This is a genomic window from Streptomyces sp. NBC_00038, from assembly GCF_026343635.1.
GTDB lineage: Bacteria > Actinomycetota > Actinomycetes > Streptomycetales > Streptomycetaceae > Streptomyces.
The window spans coordinates 6,326,541-6,347,623 of record NZ_JAPELQ010000001.1 but is presented as its reverse complement, the minus strand read 5'-3'; the positions used below and the strand labels follow the sequence as shown (position 1 = coordinate 6,347,623).

At 67.4% G+C, this 21,083-nt stretch carries 17 protein-coding genes and 1 tRNA gene; 8 read left to right on the top strand and 10 right to left on the bottom strand.

Annotated features, from left to right (window positions below; all coding sequences use genetic code 11):
• The first annotated feature begins 108 nt into the window (after positions 1–108).
• From OG219_RS28850 to OG219_RS28820, 7 genes are all read left to right on the top strand, one after another.
• Positions 109–945, top strand: a complete 837-nt coding sequence (locus tag OG219_RS28850) for a hypothetical protein (protein ID WP_266831284.1) — start codon at positions 109–111, stop codon at positions 943–945.
• On the top strand, positions 932–3,298 hold the full coding sequence (locus OG219_RS28845; RefSeq protein ID WP_266831282.1) for a hypothetical protein: 2,367 nt from the start codon (positions 932–934) through the stop codon (positions 3,296–3,298). Before OG219_RS28850 ends, OG219_RS28845 begins: the two co-directional genes overlap by 14 nt.
• Positions 3,291–3,632: a hypothetical protein gene (locus OG219_RS28840; RefSeq protein WP_266831280.1), complete on the top strand. Its 342-nt coding sequence runs from the start codon at positions 3,291–3,293 to the stop codon at positions 3,630–3,632. Before OG219_RS28845 ends, OG219_RS28840 begins: the two co-directional genes overlap by 8 nt.
• Positions 3,629–4,276 (top strand): hypothetical protein, encoded by a 648-nt coding sequence (locus tag OG219_RS28835; protein WP_266831278.1) that lies wholly within the window; start codon positions 3,629–3,631, stop codon positions 4,274–4,276. Before OG219_RS28840 ends, OG219_RS28835 begins: the two co-directional genes overlap by 4 nt.
• 121 nt (positions 4,277–4,397) lie before the next feature.
• Complete coding sequence (locus OG219_RS28830; RefSeq protein ID WP_266831276.1) at positions 4,398–5,282, top strand: peptidoglycan-binding protein; 885 nt, start codon at positions 4,398–4,400, stop codon at positions 5,280–5,282.
• 21 nt (positions 5,283–5,303) lie between these two features.
• Positions 5,304–5,528 carry a hypothetical protein gene (locus OG219_RS28825; RefSeq protein ID WP_266831274.1) on the top strand — a complete coding sequence of 75 codons (225 nt, stop codon included), beginning with the start codon at positions 5,304–5,306 and terminating at the stop codon, positions 5,526–5,528.
• A complete protein-coding gene (locus OG219_RS28820) occupies positions 5,525–5,779 on the top strand; it encodes a hypothetical protein (protein WP_266831272.1) in 255 nt (84 codons plus the stop codon). Before OG219_RS28825 ends, OG219_RS28820 begins: the two co-directional genes overlap by 4 nt.
• A gap of 297 nt (positions 5,780–6,076) precedes the next feature.
• On the opposite strand, the gene OG219_RS28815 is transcribed toward OG219_RS28820, so the two are convergent.
• From OG219_RS28815 to OG219_RS28770, 10 genes are all read right to left on the bottom strand, one after another.
• The gene (locus OG219_RS28815; RefSeq protein ID WP_266831270.1) at positions 6,077–9,976 is read right to left on the bottom strand and encodes a DNA-directed RNA polymerase subunit beta'; all 3,900 of its coding nucleotides are present in this window, start codon (positions 9,974–9,976) and stop codon (positions 6,077–6,079) included.
• 94 nt (positions 9,977–10,070) lie between these two features.
• Positions 10,071–13,556 carry a DNA-directed RNA polymerase subunit beta gene (gene rpoB / locus OG219_RS28810; protein ID WP_266831268.1) on the bottom strand — a complete coding sequence of 1,162 codons (3,486 nt, stop codon included), beginning with the start codon at positions 13,554–13,556 and terminating at the stop codon, positions 10,071–10,073.
• Positions 13,557–14,183: 627 nt separating this feature from the next.
• Positions 14,184–14,567, bottom strand: a complete 384-nt coding sequence (rplL, locus tag OG219_RS28805; protein WP_266831266.1) for a 50S ribosomal protein L7/L12 — start codon at positions 14,565–14,567, stop codon at positions 14,184–14,186.
• A 110-nt stretch (positions 14,568–14,677) separates the two neighbouring features.
• Positions 14,678–15,208, bottom strand: coding sequence for a 50S ribosomal protein L10 (rplJ, locus tag OG219_RS28800; RefSeq protein ID WP_266831264.1), 531 nt, complete (start codon positions 15,206–15,208; stop codon positions 14,678–14,680).
• Between the two features lie 323 nt (positions 15,209–15,531).
• Positions 15,532–16,443 (bottom strand): hypothetical protein, encoded by a 912-nt coding sequence (locus OG219_RS28795; RefSeq protein WP_266831262.1) that lies wholly within the window; start codon positions 16,441–16,443, stop codon positions 15,532–15,534.
• A gap of 179 nt (positions 16,444–16,622) precedes the next feature.
• Complete coding sequence (rplA, locus tag OG219_RS28790) at positions 16,623–17,348, bottom strand: 50S ribosomal protein L1 (RefSeq protein WP_266831260.1); 726 nt, start codon at positions 17,346–17,348, stop codon at positions 16,623–16,625.
• A gap of 80 nt (positions 17,349–17,428) precedes the next feature.
• Entirely contained in the window at positions 17,429–17,863 is a 435-nt protein-coding gene (gene rplK, locus OG219_RS28785) for a 50S ribosomal protein L11 (protein ID WP_266831258.1), read from the bottom strand.
• A 200-nt stretch (positions 17,864–18,063) separates the two neighbouring features.
• Entirely contained in the window at positions 18,064–18,954 is an 891-nt protein-coding gene (nusG, locus tag OG219_RS28780; RefSeq protein WP_266831256.1) for a transcription termination/antitermination protein NusG, read from the bottom strand.
• 77 nt (positions 18,955–19,031) lie between these two features.
• Positions 19,032–19,313 carry a preprotein translocase subunit SecE gene (gene secE, locus OG219_RS28775; RefSeq protein ID WP_266831254.1) on the bottom strand — a complete coding sequence of 94 codons (282 nt, stop codon included), beginning with the start codon at positions 19,311–19,313 and terminating at the stop codon, positions 19,032–19,034.
• A 107-nt stretch (positions 19,314–19,420) separates the two neighbouring features.
• Positions 19,421–19,493: transfer RNA gene (locus tag OG219_RS28770), tRNA-Trp, on the bottom strand.
• 247 nt (positions 19,494–19,740) lie between these two features.
• Between OG219_RS28770 and OG219_RS28765 the strand changes: the two genes are divergently transcribed.
• Positions 19,741–20,967, top strand: a complete 1,227-nt coding sequence (locus tag OG219_RS28765) for a pyridoxal phosphate-dependent aminotransferase (protein ID WP_266831252.1) — start codon at positions 19,741–19,743, stop codon at positions 20,965–20,967.
• Positions 20,968–21,083 lie beyond the last annotated feature (116 nt).

Below are 21,083 nucleotides of genomic sequence, written 5' to 3'. Positions count from 1 at the left end.
CCGACCCACCTCGGTGGTCCACCCCGGCCCGCCTCACCTCTCAGTCGACGGCTCACGCCCCGTCGGCTTTTTTCATGCCCGTAATCGCCGCCCACCCCAGGAGTCCTCATGGGAAACCTCTGGATCGGCCCGCCCGGCTCCATGACCGAGATCGACCAGGTCGCCAAGTCCTTCGACCGCACCGCCGACCTCGGCATCAGCGAGTTCAAGTCGCTCGGCGGCCGGGTCACCCTCACCCGCAACCTCGCCCCCGTCCGCCGCGTCAAGCTGACCTGGGACCTGCTCTCCCCGGCGCACGCCCGCGCCCTGGACCGCATCGCCCGCCGCATCGATGGACCGGGTCCGGTGTTCGTCGTCGACCCCGCCGCCGGCAACGTCCTGAGCCCCGCCCAGGCCGCAGGCCTCGGAGTCGCCGGGGCCACCGGGATCACCGGTCTCACCCAGTGGTTCAAGTCGGCGACCACCGGAACGGTCGCCGAAAGCACCACCGCACCCGGCACCTTCCTCTTCACGGCCGCCGACACCGCCAGCTCCGTCGCGTGGCGCTGCGTCGGCACCGTCGGCAACTTCCCGGTCACCCCCGGCCTCCAGGTGTCCTTCCGCGCCCCCGCCGCGATCGCCGCGCTCGGCACCGTCAGCGTCGGCGTCGACTTCAAGAAGTCCGACGGCACCTACATCAGTTCCCTGGTCGCCACCGGCGCGCTCGTCTCCGGGACCGCCCCGGCGACCGCCGCGTACGCCACCCCGACCGCGAAGCCGGGCACCGCCGGCAGCTACTCCCTCGCCGACGCCTGCTTCACCTACGGCGGTACGGCGGCGAGCGGCATCCCGGGCGACGGCCTGCCCCCGATGTCCGTCACCAACTACAGCGACACCCCCGGCCGCCCGCTCCCCTACCGCAACATCGGCCTCGACCTCGTGGAGGTGTCCAGTGCAGCAGGCTGACGACAGCACCGAGGCCGCACTCACAGCCGGCGAACGAACCACCGCACACACCACCCGACTTGGCGGCAAGGACGTCTCCGCTCAGGTGCAGTCGTGGCAGGTGGAGCGGTCGTACGCGACCGACCTGCCCGCCGCGATGCGGGCGTTCTCCGGTTCGTCCGCGGCCCAGCTCCAGGTCCAGCTGTCCGGTACGGGAGGGGTGTCGGCGCCCGAGCTGTACGCCCCCTGGGCGCTCCGCGGCACCGGCGACATCGCTCGCCCCGGGCAGTCCGTGGTGCACCAGGGCGGAGTCGGTACGACGACCCTGCCCGCTTTCCGGGGCACCGTCAGATCCCGTTCCGCGCAGGCCGGTTCGGACAGCGTGCAGATCACCGCCCTGGACGGCGCCGAACGGCTGCGCGGTCCTGCGCTGCTGCCGAAGCCGTACGCCGGTTTCCGCCTCGGCCGTCCGGTCGCCTCCGCCACCTGGTGCGTGGACGAGCTGCTGCGGCAGGCCAGCATCCACTCCGCGCCGCCGCCCCGCTACCCGGAGTTCGTCGCGGGGCAGCCGCTCACCCTCGTCCACGCCTCCCTGCACGGCGGCTTCGCCACGTCGTACGGCCAGCCGGAAGCCCTGCCGGACCCGGCCGACTACACCTGGACACGGGAGGGTGCCCCGCACGAGATGGCCCTGCTGCCGCAGCCCGTCATGGGCAGCACGGTCACGGCAAGCTGGTTCCCGCGCTCCCGGGTGACCGTGCCCGGCAGCCGGCTGCTCGTCGAGGCCCGGGTGAACAGCGCCATCGGCTCGGACGACACGTTCCGTATGGAACTGGTCCTGGACCGCACCGGCGGCACCACCGGCACCCTCACGCTGAACGTCAACTTCGCCACCGGCCGGGTCCAGATGGGCTCGGGCACGACCGGCGACGAGTTCCTGAACGTCTACATGGACTGGCCCGCCCTGCAGGCTCTCAAGGGCGTCTGGCACATCGGCGCCTTCTTCGACTGCGCGAGCACCGGCAACACCGTCTATCCGACCGTGCAGCCCCGGCTGATCGGCCCGGACGGCACGGTCCTGGAGTGGGCGCCGTACCTGATCACCCATGCGTACGGCATCCAGACCGTCGCCGAACTGCGCGAGCTGAAACTCATCACCGGCGTGGCCGTGGAGGGCGTACAGCTCACCAGCGGGCTGAGCGCCTTCCCGTCGGGATCGGCGTTCACGCAGACCGGCACCTGGACCAAGGCCGCCGAACTCGACGACGCGATCCTGCCGCTGCACGCGGTGCCCCGGGTGTCCGGATCGCAGTGGGAGGTCATCGGCCAGATCGCCAAGGCCGCCATGTCGACCGCCGAGTTCGACGAGCGCGGCATCTTCCGCTGGCGCAACCACACCCGCTTCCGCACCACGCCCACGGAAGCGGACCTCGCCCTCACCTCGGTGCGGGAGATCGCCTCACTCACCCTCACCGAGGAGATCGACGCCTGCCGCAACTACGTCGTCCAGCCCGCGAAGGTCTTCGAGAACTTCGGGGTCGACGCGGGCACGACCTACACCGACACGGTGGTGCGGACCGTACCGGCGAACGGCACGCTGACCGTGTCGTACGTGATGGCGGAGGAGGAGTTCGACATCGGGCCGCCGGGCACCGACGACGACTCGGTCGTCACCGACGGCACCCAGGTCCGCTTCGCCACCAGCAAGGCCGGCACCACGGCGGTCAAGGGCGCGGTCGACGTCCTGACCCGTCGTGAGGACGGCTACCTGGTGGTGCGGTTCACCAACCGCACCTCGCAGATCCTCTACACGGCGAAGAAGGACGGCACTCCGTCCGTCTACCTGATGACGCTGAAGCCGAAGGCGGATCCCGTGGACCGGTCGGCGACGGCGTACGTGGCGGGGACCGCGAGCGAGAGGTACTACGGGCGCCAGGAGCACACCGGCGAGACCACCGACTGGATCCAGGACCTGGCCTCCGCCCAGGCCATCGCGGACGCGTTGTACAACGCCGGGTTGTACCCCGTGCCGGTCATCGGCGACGTGCAGGTGCTGTACGACCCGCGCATCCAGCTCGGGGACGTGGTGCAGCTGACCGACACCTCGGGCACGCGGCTGAACACCCTGGCCTGGGTCGTCGGCATCAGTACGTCGGAGTCCGCCGACGGCGGCGTACAGCAGACGCTGACCCTTCGCGGCACGCAGACCAACGGCACACCTGCCGACCTCGGGCTGACTCCCGATGCCGCGGCGGATCCTGCCGCCGTGACCCTGTCCCTCTATTCCGCGGTGCGGTCGGCCTTCCCGACCCTGGCCGCGCTCACCGCCTCCGGGTTCACCTGGGGCGAGATCAAGGAGTCGGCGTATGTCTGAGAGCACGACGGAAGCGGTGCCGGTCACCCTGGACGACGAGCAGCTGGCCCAGCTCACCGCGGCCGTCACCAGCGGGCTCGCCGACTACCTGGTCACGGAGCCGTTCACCGCCGTGCCCGCCGAGGTGACGGTGGTGGTGACGGAGCCGGAGGAGGAGACGCCGGAGGAGCCGGAGACGCCGGAAGGCGGCACGGCGGAGGCCACCGTGCCCTCCGTCTCCATCGGCACCGCGGCGGAGGACACGGCCGCCGTCCCCCCGGCCACGGATGAGGACCCCGACGCGGGGACCGATACCGACACCGACACCGGCGCATCCGGAACGGAGACCGCATGACCGCCTACACGCCCCTCAACGCCCTCCCCTACCCCCAGTCCACCGACACCGCGAACCTGCCGCTGCACTTCCAGTCGATGGCCGAGGCGATCGACGGCCGGACGGTCATGCGCTTCGGCACCGCCGCCCTGCGGGATGCCGCGGTCACCACGCCCGTGGCTGGCATGGTCGCCTGGCTGACCACCCCCGGACAGTTGACGCACTACACCGGCACGGTGTGGGCGCCGGTCGCTCCCGTACCCGTCTTCAAGATCAACAACAATCTGGGCACCACTGCCTCCACCACAGCGGTGGAGATCCTGACCGATTCCGCGACCACCGCCGTCACCGCCGCGTTCACCGCCCCGCCGACCGGTCAGGTGATCGTGACCCTGGGCGCTTACATGTACAGCTCGGCGGCGTACGGCTCCTACATGTCCGCCACCGTCTACAAGGCCTCGGACAACTCGGTCGCCCTCGCGCCCTCCGCCGACCGGGCCGTCGTCGTCAACAGCACCAACAGGTCGTCCTGTTCGACCCAGTTCCTGGTGACGGGACTCGCCGCGGGAACGGTCTACAACGCCGTGCCGTGCTTCTGGTCGGCCACCGCGGCCAACACCGCCACCTTCGACACGATGTTCATCCGGGTCGACCCGGTTCTCTAGCCCCACCCCCGCACCGCCCGAGCCCCGCGCCGCCACTTCTCCACAGGTGGCGGCGCGGGGCTTTCGCCTGTCCGAACCCACCCGTCCGCATTGCCTGTCCGAAGCCGAAGGAGTCCCAAGCATGCCCACGCCCCTGTCCGCCGCCGCCTTCCGCGCCGCCCTGCGCGCCGAAGGCGTCACCGTCACCGAGCACGGCACCTGGTCCACCCACAACCGCAACGGCGTCGGCTCCTGGGGCCCCGCCCAGGGCGTGATGCTGCACCACACCGCCGGCACCAACAGCGTCACCCTCTGCCGCACCGGCCGTTCCGACCTGCCGGGCCCGCTGTGCGTCGCGGTCATCGCCAAGGACGGCACGGTCCACCTGGTCGGCTACGGCCGCACCAACCACGCGGGCCTCGGCTCGAAGGCGGTCTACGACGCCGTACGCAACGACACCGCGCTCCCGTCCAGGCCCGGCGCCGACGCCGTCGACGGCAACGCCCACTTCTACGGCTTCGAGATCGAGAACCTCGGCAACGGCCGCGACCCCTACCCGGATGCCCAGCTCACGGCCGTGGAGAAGGTCGCCGCCGCCGTCTGCCGGGCGCACGGCTGGGACGCCGACCGCGTCATCGGTCACAAGGAGTGGACGACCCGGAAGATCGACCCGACCTTCTCGATGGCGGGCATGCGCACCCGGATCGCCACCAGACTCGGCACGAAGCCCGCGACCTCCGCGGGTTCCAGCGGCTCCACCGCCTCGGACACCCCGAGGTACCAGCCCTACCCCGGTACCGCCTGGTTCAAGAAGAACCCCAGGTCCCCGATCGTCACGGCCATGGGGAAGCGCCTCGTCGCCGCCGGCTGCTCCGCGTACGAGAAGGGACCGGGCCCGCAGTGGACCGGGGCCGACCGCCTCAGCTACGCCAAGTGGCAGCGCAAGCTCGGCTACACGGGCACCGCCGCCGACGGCTGGCCGGGCGCGAAGTCCTGGGCCGCGCTGAAGGTCCCGTACAGCTCCTGAGCCCTGAGGAAAGGAGACCCCATGTCAGAGGCCGCCAAGAAAACCCTCCGCACCGTCGTCCAGACCGCTGCCGGCCTGTGTGTCCTGCTGCCGACGGTCGTCGACGCCGCCGGCATCCCCAGGACGCTCCCCTGGGTGGCCGGCGCCCTCGCCGTCGCCGCGGGCGTGACCCGGGTCATGGCCGTACCCGGCGTCCAGGCCCGGCTGCCGGCCTGGCTGCGCACGGACACCGGGGGTGACGGATGACGCCCCCGGAACAGCGCGATGTCGCACTCGAACTGGAACGCCTGCGCGGAACCGTCGAGGCCGGCTTCGCCCGCGTCGACGGCTCGCTGGCCCTGCTGGTGCAGCGCAGCGACCAGACCGACAAGCAACTCGCCGACCACGAACAGAGGTTGGACTCGCTGGAGCGCTCCCGCTGGCCCCTCGCCAGCGTCGGCGTCCTCGCCGCCCTCGCCACCGCCGGCATCGCCGTCGTGGAACTGACCGGCCGCTAGGGCCTGTCCGGCGGATCAGGTCGGAGGAAATCGGCGGTGCCTCATTGACGCAGGTGAGCGGGGCTTGGTGCGTCGAGCTGCAAGGCGGAGGAGGGCGACGACGCGATGGGGGTCCCCCCGCTCGAGCGAAGCCGAGAGTGGGGGAGTCGGCAACCGACGACAACGCCGCAGATCGGCGCACCAAGCCCCGCGTCTCCGGCATGATCCGCCGGACAGGCCCTAGGAGAAGCGGGAGAAACGCCGAAGGGCGGCCACCCCGTACGAAACGGGGTGGCCGCCCTTCAGCAGACGTACGCCTTACTGGTTGTACGGACCGTAGTCGTAGTCCTCCAGCGGAACGGCCTGGCCGGAGCCCGTGCCGAACGGCGAGTAGTCGATGTCGTCGTAGCCGACGGCCGAGTACATCGCGGCCTTGGCTTCCTCGGTCGGCTCGACCCGGATGTTGCGGTAGCGGGACAGACCCGTACCGGCCGGGATGAGCTTACCGATGATGACGTTCTCCTTGAGGCCGATCAGGGAGTCGGACTTGGCGTTGATCGCCGCGTCCGTCAGAACCCTGGTCGTCTCCTGGAAGGACGCCGCCGACAGCCACGACTCGGTGGCGAGCGAGGCCTTGGTGATACCCATCAGCTGCGGACGGCCGGAGGCCGGGTGGCCGCCTTCCTGGACCACACGACGGTTCTCGGTCTCGAACTTCGAACGCTCGACCAGCTCGCCGGGCAGCAGCTCCGCGTCGCCCGACTCGATGATCGTCACACGGCGCAGCATCTGCCGGATGATGATCTCGATGTGCTTGTCGTGGATCGACACACCCTGCGAGTTGTAGACCTTCTGGACTTCGCCGACCAGGTGGACCTGGACCGCGCGCTGACCGAGGATCCGCAGCACGTCGTGCGGGTTGGTGGCACCGAAGGTCAGCTTCTGGCCGACCTCGACGTGGTCACCCTCACGCACCATGACCTTGGCACGCTTCGAGATCGGGAACGCCGTCTCGTCGCTGCCGTCGTCCGGGGTGACGACGATCTTCTTGGTCTTCTCGGTCTCCTCGATACGGATGCGGCCGGCCGCCTCCGAGATCGGGGCGACACCCTTGGGCGTACGAGCCTCGAAGAGCTCGACGACACGGGGCAGACCCTGGGTGATGTCGTCACCGGCCACACCACCGGTGTGGAAGGTACGCATCGTCAGCTGGGTACCGGGCTCACCGATGGACTGGGCGGCGATGATGCCGACCGCCTCACCGATGTCGACCAGCTTGCCGGTGGCCAGCGAACGGCCGTAGCACATGGCGCAGGTGCCGACGGCGGACTCGCAGGTCAGGACCGAGCGGGTCTTGACCTCCTCGATGCCGTGCTTGACGAGCTCGTCGATGAGGACGTCGCCCAGGTCGGTGTTGGCCGGGGCCAGCACCACACCGTCGACGACGATGTCCTCGGCCAGCGCACGTGCGTACACGCTGGTCTCGACGTTGTCCGCCTTGCGCAGCACACCGGCCGCGTCCCGCTCCGCGATGTGCAGCTTGAGGCCGCGGTCGGTGCCGCAGTCCTCCTCGCGGATGATGACGTCCTGCGAGACGTCCACCAGACGACGGGTCAGGTAACCCGAGTCGGCGGTACGCAGGGCGGTGTCGGCCAGACCCTTACGGGCACCGTGCGTGGAGATGAAGTACTCCAGCACCGACAGGCCCTCACGGAACGAGGCCTTGATCGGACGCGGGATGGTCTCGTTCTTCGCGTTCGACACCAGACCACGCATACCCGCGATCTGACGCATCTGCATCATGTTTCCTCGGGCACCCGAGTCGACCATCATGAAGATGGGGTTCGTCTTCGGGAAGTTCGCGTTCATCGCCTCGGCAACCTCGTTGGTCGCCTTGGTCCAGATCGCGATGAGCTCCTGCGTGCGCTCGTCCTTGGTGATCAGACCGCGCTCGTACTGCTTCTGGACCTTCTCGTCCTGCGCCTCGTAGCCCTTGACGATCTCGACCTTCGCCTCGGGAACGACGATGTCGGAGATGGCCACGGTGACGCCGGAGCGGGTCGCCCAGAAGAAGCCGGCCGCCTTCAGGTTGTCGAGCGTCGCCGCCACGATGACCTTGGGGTAGCGCTCGGCGAGGTCGTTGACGATCTCGGAGAGCTGCTTCTTGCCGACCGAGTAGTCGACGAACGGGTAGTCCTCGGGCAGCAGCTCGTTGAAGAGCGCGCGGCCCAGAGTCGTACGGAGGCGGAAGGTGTCACCCTGCTGCCACTCCGGCTCGCCCTCTTCGCGCACCGGCGGCACCCAGCCACGCGGCGGGATGGTGCCCACCGGGAAGCGGATGTCGACGGCCGACTGGAGCGCGAGCTCGCCGGCGTCGAACGCCATGATCGCCTCGGCCGTGGAGCCGAAGGACCGGCCCTCGCCCTTGACGTCACGCAGCTCACCGTCGGTGGTGAGGAAGAACAGACCAAGAACCATGTCCTGGGTCGGCATGGTGACGGGACGACCGTCGGCCGGCTTCAGGATGTTGTTCGAGGACAGCATCAGGATGCGGGCCTCGGCCTGCGCCTCCGCGGAGAGCGGCAGGTGCACGGCCATCTGGTCACCGTCGAAGTCCGCGTTGAACGCGGTGCAGACGAGCGGGTGGATCTGGATGGCCTTGCCCTCGACCAGCTGCGGCTCGAAGGCCTGGATGCCGAGGCGGTGCAGCGTCGGCGCACGGTTCAGCAGAACCGGGTGCTCGGCGATGACCTCTTCCAGGACGTCGTACACGACCGTGCGGCCGCGCTCGACCATGCGCTTGGCGCTCTTGATGTTCTGCGCGTGGTTCAGGTCCACGAGCCGCTTCATCACGAACGGCTTGAAGAGCTCCAGGGCCATCGCCTTCGGCAGACCACACTGGTGCAGCTTCAGCTGCGGACCGACGACGATCACGGAACGCGCGGAGTAGTCCACACGCTTACCGAGCAGGTTCTGACGGAAACGACCCTGCTTGCCCTTGAGCATGTCGCTCAGGGACTTCAGCGGGCGGTTACCCGGACCGGTGACCGGACGGCCACGACGACCGTTGTCGAACAGCGCGTCGACGGCCTCCTGAAGCATGCGCTTCTCGTTGTTCACGATGATCTCGGGGGCGCCGAGGTCAAGGAGTCGCTTCAGACGGTTGTTGCGGTTGATCACGCGGCGGTACAGGTCGTTCAGGTCGGAGGTCGCGAAGCGGCCACCGTCCAGCTGCACCATCGGACGCAGGTCCGGCGGGATGACCGGCACGCAGTCGAGGACCATGCCCTTGGGGCTGTTGGAGGTCTGCAGGAAGGCAGACACGACCTTCAGCCGCTTCAGCGCACGGGTCTTCTTCTGACCCTTGCCGGTACGGATGATCTCGCGAAGCCGCTCGGCCTCTTCGTCCAGGTCGAAGGACTCCAGGCGCTTCTGCAGCGCCGCGGCACCCATCGAACCGTCGAAGTACGTGCCGAAGCGGTCACGCAGCTCGCGGTAGAGGAGCTCGTCGCCCTCGAGGTCCTGGACCTTGAGGTTCTTGAACCGGGTCCACACCTCGTCGAGACGGTCGATCTCGCGCTGCGCACGGTCACGCAGCTGCTTCATCTCACGCTCGGCACCTTCGCGCACCTTGCGGCGTACGTCGGCCTTGGCGCCCTCGGCCTCGAGCTCGGCCAGGTCGGTCTCGAGCTTCTTGGCGCGGGCCTCCAGGTCGGAGTCGCGACGGTTCTCGACCTGCTGACGCTCGACGGAGACGTGCGCCTCCAGCGAGGGCAGGTCGCGGGTGCGACGCTCGTCGTCGACGTACGTGATCATGTACGCCGCGAAGTAGATGACCTTCTCGAGGTCCTTCGGGGCGAGGTCGAGCAGGTAGCCGAGGCGCGACGGGACGCCCTTGAAGTACCAGATGTGGGTGACGGGCGCGGCCAGCTCAATGTGGCCCATCCGCTCACGACGCACCTTGGCGCGAGTGACCTCGACGCCGCAGCGCTCACAGATGATGCCCTTGAAGCGGACACGCTTGTACTTACCGCAGTAGCACTCCCAGTCCCTGGTCGGACCGAAGATCTTCTCGCAGAAGAGTCCGTCCTTTTCGGGCTTGAGGGTGCGGTAGTTGATGGTCTCTGGCTTCTTGACCTCGCCGTGGCTCCACTGACGGATGTCGTCAGCGGTGGCCAGACCGATCCGGAGCTCATCGAAGAAGTTGACGTCGAGCACTATGCGTCAATCCCTCTCAGGGTTGTAAGTCATGGGGTCTGATACGGGGGTCCTGGGGCCGGAGGCCTTCATGACGAAGGCCTCCGGACTCCCGTCAGACCTCTTCGACGCTGCTCGGCTCGCGCCGGGACAGGTCGATGCCAAGCTCCTCCGCTGCGCGGAAGACGTCCTCGTCGGTGTCGCGCATCTCGATGGACATGCCGTCCGAGGACAGCACCTCCACGTTGAGGCACAGGGACTGCATCTCCTTGATGAGCACCTTGAAGGACTCGGGGATGCCGGGCTCGGGGATGTTCTCGCCCTTGACGATGGCCTCGTAGACCTTCACGCGGCCGGTGACGTCGTCGGACTTGATGGTCAGCAGCTCCTGGAGGGCGTAAGCGGCGCCATAAGCCTCAAGCGCCCACACCTCCATCTCACCGAAGCGCTGGCCACCGAACTGGGCCTTACCACCCAGCGGCTGCTGGGTGATCATCGAGTACGGACCGGTCGACCGAGCGTGCAGCTTGTCGTCGACCAGGTGGTGGAGCTTCAGGATGTACATGTAGCCGACCGAGATCGGCTCCGGGAACGGCTCGCCGGAGCGGCCGTCGAACAGCGGCGCCTTACCCGTCGGGAGCACCATGCGCTCGCCGTCGCGGTTCGGGATCGTGTGGTTGAGCAGACCGGCCAGCTCGTCCTCACGCGCACCGTCGAAGACGGGGGTGGCGACGTTGGTACCGGGGGCGACCACGTCGGCCTCGATGGCCTGGAGGCGCTGCGCCCACTCATCGCCGAGCCCGGAGACGTCCCAGCCGCGGCTGGCGAGCCAGCCGAGGTGGATCTCAAGGACCTGTCCCGGGTTCATTCGGGACGGCACACCCAGCGGGTTGAGGATGATGTCGACCGGGGTCCCGTCCTCGAGGAACGGCATGTCCTCGATGGGCAGGATCTTGGAGATGACGCCCTTGTTGCCGTGACGGCCGGCGAGCTTGTCACCGTCCGTGATCTTGCGCTTCTGCGCCACGTAGACACGAACCAGCTGGTTCACGCCCGGCGGCAGCTCGTCGCCCTCTTCACGGTCGAAGACGCGGACGCCGATGACCTTGCCGATCTCGCCGTGCGGCACCTTCAGCGAGGTGTCGCGCACCTCGCGCGCCTTCTCACCGAAGATCGCGCGGAGCAGACGCTCCTCGGGGGTCAGCTCGGTCTCACCCTTGGGCGTGACCTTGCCGACGAGGATGTCGCCGGCGACGACCTCGGCACCGATACGGATGATGCCGCGCTCGTCGAGGTCGGCGAGGACCTCCTCGGAGACGTTCGGGATGTCCCGGGTGATCTCCTCGGGGCCGAGCTTGGTGTCACGGGCGTCGACCTCGTGCTCCTCGATGTGGATCGAGGAGAGGACGTCGTCCTGCACGAGGCGCTGCGACAGGATGATCGCGTCCTCGTAGTTGTGACCCTCCCACGGCATGAACGCCACGAGCAGGTTCTTGCCGAGCGCCATCTCGCCGTTCTCGGTCGCCGGGCCGTCGGCCAGAACCTGACCGGTGACGACCCGGGCACCCTCGTCCACGACAACCTTCTGGTTGACGGACGTGCCCTGGTTCGAGCGGGAGAACTTGTGCAGGCGGTACGTGGTGTACGTGCCGTCGTCGTTGGCGGTGGTGACGTAGTCCGCGGAGACCTCCTGGACCACACCGTCCTTCTCCGACTTGAGTACGTCACCGGCGTCGACCGCACAGCGGTACTCCATGCCGGTGCCGACGAGCGGCGCCTCGGACTTGATGAGCGGCACGGCCTGCCGCATCATGTTCGCGCCCATGAGGGCACGGTTGGCGTCGTCGTGCTCGAGGAACGGGATCATCGCGGTCGCGACCGACACCATCTGGCGCGGCGAGACGTCCATGTAGTCGACGTCGTCACCGGCGATGTAGTCGATCTCGCCGCCACGACGGCGGACGAGCACGCGGGACTCGGTGAAGCGCATGTCGTCGGACAGGCCGGCGTTGGCCTGGGCGATGACGAAGCGATCCTCTTCGTCGGCGGTCAGGTAGTCGACATCGTCGGTGACGGTGCCGTTGACGACCTTGCGGTACGGGGTCTCGACGAAACCGAACGCGTTGACCCGGCCGTAGGAGGCGAGCGAGCCGATCAGGCCGATGTTCGGGCCTTCAGGGGTCTCGATCGGGCACATGCGGCCGTAGTGCGACGGGTGCACGTCACGGACCTCGAAGCCGGCCCGCTCACGGGAGAGACCACCCGGGCCAAGAGCCGACAGACGGCGCTTGTGGGTGAGACCCGACAGCGGGTTGTTCTGGTCCATGAACTGCGACAGCTGGCTGGTGCCGAAGAACTCCTTGATGGAGGCGACGACCGGCCGGATGTTGATCAGGGTCTGCGGCGTGATCGCCTCGACGTCCTGAGTCGTCATGCGCTCACGGACGACGCGCTCCATACGAGCCAGACCCGTGCGGACCTGGTTCTGGATGAGCTCGCCGACGTTGCGCAGACGACGGTTGCCGAAGTGGTCGATGTCGTCGGTCTCGACGACGATCGAGGCGCCGTTGTCACCAACGGTCTCGGTCTCACCGGCGTGCAGCTTCACCAGGTACTTGATCGACGAGATGATGTCCTCGACGGTCAGGATCCCGGCGTCCAGCGGCGCTTCGCTGCCGAGCTTCTTGTTCACCTTGTAGCGTCCGACCTTCGCGAGGTCGTAGCGCTTCGGGTTGAAGTAGAGGTTCTCGAGCAGTGTCTGCGCGGCCTCACGCGTCGGCGGCTCGCCCGGACGCAGCTTGCGGTAGATGTCGAGCAGCGCGTCGTCCTGGCCCTGGGTGTGGTCCTTCTCCAGGGTGGCGCGCATGGACTCGTACTCGCCGAACTGCTCAAGGATCTGCTCGGTCGTCCAACCGAGAGCCTTCAGGAGAACGGTGACGGACTGCTTGCGCTTGCGGTCGATGCGGACACCGACCATGTCGCGCTTGTCGATCTCCATCTCCAGCCAGGCACCCCGGGACGGGATGACCTTCGTGGAGAAGATGTCCTTGTCGGACGTCTTGTCGATGGAGGAGTCGAAGTAGACACCCGGCGAGCGGACCAGCTGGGACACCACGACACGCTCGGTGCCGTTGATGACGAAGGTGCCCTTGTTGGTCATGAGCGGGAAGTCGCCCATGAAGACCGTCTGGGACTTGATCTCGCCGGTCTCGTTGTTGGTGAACTCGGCGGTGACGAAGAGTGGCGCGGAGTACGTGAAGTCACGGTCCTTGCACTCGTCGATGGAGTTCTTCGGGGGCTCGAAGCGGTGGTCGCGGAACGTCAAGGACATCGACCCGGAGAAGTCCTCGATCGGGGAGATCTCCTCGAAGATCTCCTCCAGACCGGACTTGGTGGGGACATCCTGTCCACTGTCCAGAGCCGCCTCGACACGAGCCTTCCACGCGGCGTTGCCGAGCAGCCAGTCGAAGCTCTCGGTCTGCAGCGCAAGAAGGTTCGGAACCTCGAGGGGCTCCTTGATCTTTGCAAAGGAGATGCGCAGCGGGGCGGTGCTGGCGCCGTTGTTCGTATTCGCGGTCGAGGCAGTGCGCGAGGCGGCCAAGAGGGGGTCCTTCCGAGGGCTCGGACTCACTACGCGCGTACCGGTCCCATGTCGGACACAGAGACAGAGGCGTTCCCGATTCAGCCAAAGAAGGCCTGGTCAGGGACGTTCCAATCGTCGGTGTTCATACACGGGGATGCCCCTGGTGACGGGCAGGAGGCAGCTAACAGGCAGCGCAAAGGGTCAGTGTAGCCACTAGGCCCACTGATGTCCAGTCCCGGTTTTTTGAGACCCTCGTTGTTCTCAACACCTGCGGCAAGCCACGCCCTCAATGCACATCGATACTGCCCTCTTCGCCACCGATCCATGCCTCGGATCCGGATCGTTGTGACGACGCGTCCTGAGAATTGCGCGCTGCGTGCGGTTCGTCAAGGCCCCCCAAGCCCAAACCGAGTGCCGCGATAGTCACGTGCAGCCGTCATACAGCCCGTCACGGGGCCGCCCGGAGCCACGACGAAGATCACCTTACTCGTCGCGAACACCAGCGCAAGGCAGCCGCCGCACGACCCCCTGGAACGCCGAAGAGCGACCACCCAGTTGGGTGATCGCTCTTCGGTGCGTCAGCGTTACAGCGCTACGCGTGCGGCTTTGTCAGCGCGCAGGAGTCCATTGCGGACCCGCGAGGTGTTACTTGACCTCGACGGAGGCGCCGGCGCCCTTGAGGGACTCGGCAGCCTTCTCAGCGGCCTCCTTGGCGACCTTCTCGAGGACCGGCTTCGGAGCGCCGTCGACGAGGTCCTTGGCCTCCTTCAGACCCAGCGAGGTCAGCTCACGCACGACCTTGATGACCTGGATCTTCTTCTCGCCGGCACCCGTGAGGATGACGTCGAACTCGTCCTGCTCCTCGGGGGCCTCGGCAACGGCGCCCGGGCCGGCGGGGCCGGCAACGGCGACCGCGGCGGCGGCGGTGACGTCGAACTTCTCCTCGAAGGCCTTCACGAACTCGGAGAGCTCGATGAGGGTGAGGGACTCGAACTGCGCGAGCAGCTCTTCCTGGGACAGCTTCGCCATGATGGCGTCCTTCCACTAATTCGGCAGGTGCCGGTATGTACTGGTGAGGCGGGCGTACGTTCGGCCCGCTACGACCGTCGCCTCAGGCGGCGGTCAATGCGCGAGCCGAATTACTCGGCACCGCCCTGCTCGGCCAGCTTGACGCGAAGCGCTTCCGCAGTGCGGACGAACTTCGACGGCAGCGCCTGGAAGAGCGAGGCAGCCTGAGACTGCTTGCCCTTCATGGCACCGGCCAGCTTGGCGAGCAGAACCTCGCGGGACTCGAGGTCCGCAAGCTTCTTGATCTCATCGGCGGACAGCGCCTTGCCGTCAAGGACACCGCCCTTGATGATGAGGTTCGGGTTGTCCTTGGCGAAGTCACGAAGACCCTTCGCCGACGTCACCGGGTCACCGGTGATGAAGGCGACCGCCGTCGGACCGTTGAACAGGTCGTCGAGCGTAGAGATCCCGGCCTCGTTGGCCGCGATCTTGGTCAGCGTGTTCTTCACCACGGCGTACTGGGCGTCTTCACCGAGCGAACGACGCAGCGTCTTGAGCTGCGCCACGGTGAGACCCCGGTACTCGGTCAGCACAGCGGCGTTCGAGCTGCGGAACTGGTCCGCGAGCTCGGCTACCGCGGCAGCCTTGTCGGGCCTTGCCATAAGCGTGGCCTCCTTCCGGGTGATGAGGACCGCTCAGAAGGGGCTGAGGAAAACGAAACGCCCCGGCGCAGGCGCACGGGGCGTAGCTCGACCGGAATTCCTTGACGAAGTCCCGGGAGCATGTCCACAGTCACCTACGCGGGTCGTCCGCAGTTTCAGCGGATCCTTCGGTCACCGCGCCCTCTTGCGAGCACACGGCAACGACCAGCGGTCTTTGGCTTCTCTGGGAGAGTACGCGACCGGATCGCCGTCAAGCAAATCCGCCCGAACGGTCCAAACCCCTGCGGGCGGCTCAGCCTTCCCGGGCCGCCTCCGTCCGGGGCTCAGGAGGTCGCACCCTGCGCCTTCAGCAGCTCCTTGAAATCGGCGGTGTCACTCGCCGGGGGCTTCTGGGTGGAGACCTTCACCCCGTAGTCGCTGTAGTACGCCGTCGAGGACATCGAGCCGGTCGCCAGCTCGCCCTTCTCGACCTTCTTGACCAGCAGGTCGTCGCCGTTGACCCAGATGTCGACCGTCTCCGTGGTGACGCCGGCCTGGGTGAGCTGCTTCTTCAGATCGGCGAGCTGGCTTTCGGTGAGGCTGGAGCTGTCGGTGGCGAGGTCCGCGACGTCGACCGTGCCCGAGTAGTGCGTGGTCCGCTCGCCGCGGACGGTCTCCTCGCCGACCTTCTTCACGTCACCGGAGGCGAGCAGGAGCTTCACCGACTGGTTCGGCGTGGTGTTCTGCATCTGGTCCTGCAGATAGGCGCCAGAGCTGCCGCCGAGTTCCGCCAGGTCGTCGTACGCGTACCTGATCCAGTGCTTGCCGCCCGCCTGCTCGGCGAACGCGTCGCCCATCTTCGCGTAGTAGGCGTCGGGCAGATAGCGGGCCTGCATGGTGGTGCTGCCCGTCTGACGCATCGTGTCGGCCATTGTGCCGCCGGTGTACGTGATCGTCAGGTTGCCCGTGAGGCCGTCGGCCCATCCCAGGGCGCCGTCCGCCGTCATGGACATCATCGTGCCCATGGTCGTCGTGGACTCGACTCTGGCCGAGTCGGCGCCGTCCGTGGACTTCTCTGCGGATCGCAGGGCGGTTATGGAGCTGATGTGCGTCGTGCCCTTGTGCACCGCCTTGTCGTCCTTGCCGGAGGCGTCGGAGCCGCCGGAGGAGTCCGTGGAGCTACAGGCGGCCACCCCGGTCAGGACACCCGTCAACGCGAGCGACAGGGTCACGCGGCGCACAGTCCTGCTCATCATTCGTCCCACCCCTATACGAATCCCCTATGCGAATTCTGTGCTCCGCACGCTACTGCAGCCCACTGACACCCGTATCAGGATTTGTTGCCCGCGAACGCGGACGGGCCCCGCACCTCGAAAGGTGCGGGGCCCGTCCCGGATACGCGTACGCGACGCGGTCACCGGAGTGAGCGGGAGGCTCAGACGGCGGCCGGGTCCTCCTCGACGAGGAGGTTGCGGGTGCGGTTCGAGTCCAGCTGGATGCCGGGGCCGATCGTGGTGCTGATCGTGGCCTTCTTGATGTAGCGACCCTTGGCGGCCGACGGCTTCAGACGAAGGATCTCGTCCAGCGCGGCGCCGTAGTTCTCCACCAGCTGGGTCTCGTCGAACGAGGTCTTGCCGATGATGAAGTGCAGGTTCGAGTGCTTGTCGACGCGGAACTCGATCTTGCCGCCCTTGATCTCGGTCACGGCCTTGGCCACGTCCGGGGTCACGGTGCCGGTCTTCGGGTTCGGCATCAGACCACGCGGGCCGAGGACTCGGCCGAGGCGGCCGACCTTGCCCATGAGGTCCGGGGTGGCGACGACGGCGTCGAAGTCCAGACGGCCCTTCGACACCTCGTCGATGAGCTCGTCGGAGCCGACGATGTCGGCGCCCGCGGCGAGTGCGGCCTCGGCACGGTCACCGGTCGCGAAGACCAGGACCCGGGCGGTCTTACCGGTGCCGTGCGGGAGGTTCACGGTGCCACGGACCATCTGGTCGGCCTTGCGCGGGTCGACACCCAGGCGGAAGGCGACCTCGACGGTGCCGTCGAACTTCGAGGTGGAGGTCTCCTTGGCGAGACGGACGGCCTCGAGCGGGGCGTACTGCTTCTCCCGGTCGATCTTGGCGTCCGCAGCGCGGAGAGACTTGCTGCGCTTGCTCACTGCTTCTCCTGATGTGTTCTGAGGAGTCGTGGTGTGGGCCGAGCAGGCCCTGCCACGGGGTGTCCTACGAGGGGTGGGTGTCAGCCCTCGACCGTGATGCCCATGGAACGGGCGGTGCCGGCGATGATCTTCGACGCGGCGTCCAGGTCGTTGGCGTTCAGGTCGGGCATCTTGGTCGTGGCGATCTCACGGACCTGCGCCTGGGTGAGCTTGGCGACCTTGGTCTTGTGCGGCTCGCCGGAGCCCTTCTCGACACCCGCGGCCTTGAGGATCATCTTCGCGGCCGGCGGAGTCTTGGTGATGAAGGTGAAGGAGCGGTCTTCGTAGACCGTGATCTCCACCGGGACCACCCAGCCACGCTGCGACTCGGTCGCGGCGTTGTAGGCCTTGCAGAACTCCATGATGTTGACGCCGTGCTGACCCAGCGCGGGGCCGACCGGCGGAGCCGGGTTCGCGGCGCCGGCCTGGATCTGGAGCTTGATAAGCCCCGTGACCTTCTTCTTCTTGGGAGGCATTCCGGGTCCTCTTTCGTTTTCGCCTACCTACATCCGAGACAAGCCCGGACGGCTGCCTTCAAACGAGCCCATGACTCTGACCCGGTTGGAGGCATACCGCACAACGATAACGGGTATCTGTGCGCGGCCAAAAACCGAGCAGGTCAGACAGGCTGCGAGAGCCCGTCTGACCTGTTCGGAAGACGTACGTCCAGAAGGAGCTAGTTCTTCTGGATCTGGTCGAAGGAAAGCTCGACCGGGGTCTCGCGGCCGAAGATCTCGACGAGGCCCTTGACCTTCTTCGAGTCGGCGTTGATCTCGTTGATGGTCGCCTGGAGCGTGGCGAACGGACCGTCGGTGACGGTGACCGAGTCGCCGACCTCGAAGTCCAGCACCTGGACCTCGAGCTTGCGGGCCGGAGCCGGCCTGCCCTCGGCCTCGGCTGCCTCACGGGCGGCCTTCTCCTCGGCCTCCGGGGCGAGCATCTTGACGATCTCGTCCAGGGTCAGCGGGTACGGGTCGTAGGCGTTGCCCACGAAGCCGGTGACGCCGGGGGTGTTGCGGACGACGCCCCAGGACTCGTTCGTCAGGTCCATGCGCACCAGCACGTAGCCGGGGAGCTTGTTCTGCCGGACGGTCTTGCGCTCGCCGTTCTTGATCTGCGCGACCTCTTCCTGCGGCACCTCGGCCTGGAAGATGAAGTCCTCGACGTTCAGCGAGACGGCACGCTGCTCGAGGTTGGTCTTCACGCGGTTCTCGTAACCGGCGTACGTGTGGATGACGTACCACTCGCCGGGGAGGGCACGGAGTTCCTCGCGCAGGGCGGTGACCGGGTCGACGGGCTCGGCCTCTTCTTCGGCCTCGGCCTCGGCGTCCTCGTCGGCGAGGGCCTCTTCGGAGACGTCTTCGTCCTCGACGGACTCGACGTCCGCACCGGACTCGTCCTCGACGTGCAGGGCCGCCTCTTCGGCGGGCTCGCCCGCGGCGGCGTCGGCAGCCTCGACCTCGTCAGAGTTCTCGGTGTCCGCGGTGTCCGCGCCCTCCACGATGTCGAGCTCGTCCTCAACGGACTCGACCGACTCGATGGCGTCGTTCAGGTTCGGGTCAGACACGGTGGCTGCTTCTTCCTGGATACATGGGGGTGGAACACACGAAAGGGGCGCCGGTGACGGCGCCCTTCGCGTTTGGCTCAGCCAAATACGTACTTGGCGGCGTGGTCGAGTCCATAGTCAATCACGGTCACCAAGGCGATCATGATGACGACGAAGACAATTACCACTGTGGTGTACGTCGTCAGCTGATTGCGCGTCGGCCAGACGACCTTGCGGAGCTCCGCGACGATCTGGCGATAGAAGGTGGCAAGGCGCCTCAAAGGGCCCTTCTTGCCACGCTTGCCGCCCTTGCGAGTCTTCTTATTGGACTCCGGTGCCTCGGCATCAGGCATGTCGATGGAGCCCACGGCGTCCGTCACTCGTCCTCACCTGATTCCGGGTCGTGGCTACGCCGTGCCCGGCCAGGCCGCACGGCGGTGCATTGCAGTACGTACATGCGCACACATCCTGGCGAAGGATTGTGTAGCAGGGCCGGAGGGACTTGAACCCCCAACCGCTGGTTTTGGAGACCAGTGCTCTACCAATTGAGCTACGACCCTTTGATTTCCCCCAACGTACCGCATCCGCCCGAGTGCTCGGTGTGCACCGGGTGAGTGCGGCCGGTGAAGGCCAACGAGGAGAGAGTGTACGTGCTCCGGGGCCGGTCGTCGAACAGAAAGTGTCCGTACGGGCTTTGATCCCGGAAGATCGTCCAGCCCACCGCCTCGATCCGGACGGTTGTTCAGTCGCTGTTCAGTCTGTGAAACCCGCGTGCCGGGGAGGTTTCCGGTCTGAAACGATGGGGCCATGAGCCCTGCAACCCCTCCCACCGAGCGCCGCGTCTCCGCCCGAGTCGGCGCGATCTCCGAGTCCGCCACCCTCGCCGTGGACGCCAAGGCCAAGGCCCTCAAGGCCGCGGGGCGTCCGGTGATCGGCTTCGGCGCCGGTGAACCGGACTTCCCGACCCCGGACTACATCGTCCAGGCCGCCATCGAGGCCTGCTCGAACCCGAAGTACCACCGCTACACGCCGGCCGGCGGCCTGCCCGAGCTGAAGGCCGCGATCGCCGCGAAGACGCTGCGCGACTCCGGCTACGAGGTGGAGGCCACTCAGGTCCTGGTCACCAACGGCGGCAAGCAGGCCATCTACGAGGCCTTCGCCGCGATCCTCGACCCGGGCGACGAGGTCATCGTCCCTGCGCCGTACTGGACGACGTACCCGGAGTCGATCCGCCTCGCCGGCGGTGTCCCGGTCGATGTCGTCGCCGACGAGACCACCGGCTACCGCGTCTCGGTAGAGCAGCTGGAGGCCGCCCGCACCGAGAACACCAAGGTGCTGCTCTTCGTCTCCCCGTCCAACCCGACGGGCGCGGTCTACACCCGCGAGCAGATCGAGGAGATCGGCCGCTGGGCCGCCGAGAAGGGCCTGTGGGTCCTGACCGACGAGATCTACGAGCACCTGGTCTACGGCGACGCGGAGTTCCACTCCCTGCCCGTCGTCGTGCCCGAGCTGCGCGACAAGTGCATCGTCGTGAACGGCGTCGCCAAGACGTACGCCATGACCGGCTGGCGGGTGGGCTGGGTCATCGGCCCCAAGGACGTCGTCAAGGCCGCGACCAACCTCCAGTCGCACGCCACGTCGAACGTGTCGAACGTGGCGCAGGTCGCCGCGCTGGCCGCCGTATCCGGCGACCTGACGGCCGTCGCGAAGATGCGGGAGGCCTTCGACCGCCGCCGCAAGACCATCGTGCGCATGCTGAACGAGATCGACGGCGTGTTCTGCCCCGAGCCGGAGGGCGCCTTCTACGCGTACCCCTCGGTGAAGGCGCTGGTCGGCAAGGAGATCCGCGGCAAGCGCCCCCAGGACACGGTCGAGCTGGCCGCGCTCATCCTGGAGGAGGCCGAGGTCGCGGTGGTCCCGGGCGAGGCCTTCGGCACGCCGGGGTACCTGCGTCTGTCGTACGCGCTGGGTGACGAGGACCTCGTCGAGGGCGTCTCGCGCATCCAGAAGCTGTTGGCCGAGGCCAAGGACTGACGTCAGTCGCGTTCCACGCGCGCGGGGCACCTACTTTTCGAAGTAGGTGCCCCGTTTCTTCGTTAGGGATTCTGTTCGGACAAGCCCACGATCAGGGAAAGCGCTACCGGCACGTC